Genomic DNA, 1,475 nt, shown 5'->3' on the forward strand with positions numbered 1-1,475 from the left:
AAAAATATTATCCGCTCGGCGCTCGACCTCCCCAACGGTCTAGGCACCGACATGTATGAGTTTCCTGCCCTAGCCACACCAGCAGCAAAGCGCAGGATTAAGGAACAATATCGCCAAGCCCTGGATTCCCTCCCCTTAGACGACGAGACCATTGAACGCATCGTCGCTGAAGCCAATGATGCCTTTACCCTCAACCGCGACGTGATGCATGAGCTAGAAGACGAGGTGAAAGCCGCTATCGGTGATCACACCTTTGACCTGCTGACTCGGCAAGACCGCCCCGGCAGCACCGCCCGCTGTCCTCACCACAGCAGCGATCGCGAGCTAGTTGTAGGTTAAGCAATCCTCGATCTCCCCTGATGCCGGAAACGAGGGGGGATCCCAAGGGATCGCTCATACGTCGTCCACCTCTTTGACACAGCAACACCATCGAAGAGCTGGCACGCCCCAGAGCCATGTCGGTGTCTTGGCCAAGCCCTCTCGTTTTCATCACACCTTAATGCCTGTCCATCATGAAATCCTTATCTCAAACCATTCAGTTTGACGCCGATCTGCTCAATAAATATAACCAACCCTTACCGCGCTACACCAGCTATCCTCCCGCTACTGAACTATCCTCCGATTTTAATCTCACCGATTTTCGAACCGCGATCGCCCTCGGCAACTATAAGAAAACACCCCTATCGCTCTATTGCCACATTCCCTTTTGTGAAACCGCCTGTTATTTCTGTGGTTGCAACACCATTGTCACCCCACGCAAAGGCATTGCTAGCCCCTACGTAGACTATCTCTCTCGCCATATTCAGCAAATTGCGCCCTTGGTCAGCCGCGATCGCCGCGTGCATCAGCTCCATTGGGGCGGCGGTACGCCCAATTACCTCAACCTGAGTCAGGTTGAAACGCTGTGGGAACAGATAAACCAGCATTTTACCTTTGACGACGCTGCCGAAATTTCCATCGAAATCAACCCACGGGATGGCGATCGCCACTATCTGCATACCTTACGGCAGCTTGGCTTCAACCGCATTAGCTTTGGCATTCAAGACTTTAACCCCACGGTGCAGGCCGCCATCAATCGGGTACAGCCTGAATCCATGTTGTTTGACGTCATGGACTGGATTCGGGAAGCCAACTTTGAAAGTGTCAACGTCGATCTGATCTACGGTCTGCCCTACCAAACCCTCGATACATTCCGAGAAACTGTCGAAAAGACCCTAAAACTCAATCCCGATCGCATCGCTGTCTTCAACTTTGCCTATATTCCTTGGCTGAAGCCGATTCAAAAGCGGATGCCCGAGTCGGAGATGCCCAGCAGTGCCGAAAAGCTGAAAATCCTGCAGCAAACCATCGCCCAGTTGACCCAAGCTGGCTATGTGTTTATCGGCATGGATCACTTTGCTAAACCCAATGATGAGTTAGCGATCGCTCAGCAGACCGGCGAACTCCACCGCAACTTCCAAGGCTACACCACCCAG

Annotated in this window: 2 protein-coding genes; both read left to right on the forward strand. The window is 52.7% G+C overall.

All coding sequences use genetic code 11. The features are described 5' to 3' along the window. Positions 1-339, forward strand: a 339-nt coding sequence (locus tag V6D20_23560; protein HEY9818757.1) for a biliverdin-producing heme oxygenase, incomplete at its 5' end; no start/stop codon positions are given. Positions 340-512: 173 nt separating this feature from the next. Further along, the coding region (hemN, locus tag V6D20_23565; protein ID HEY9818758.1) for an oxygen-independent coproporphyrinogen III oxidase at positions 513-1,475 on the forward strand (963 nt) is incomplete at its 3' end.

The organism is Candidatus Obscuribacterales bacterium (assembly GCA_036703605.1).
In the GTDB taxonomy this organism is placed as follows: Bacteria; Cyanobacteriota; Cyanobacteriia; order RECH01; family RECH01; genus RECH01.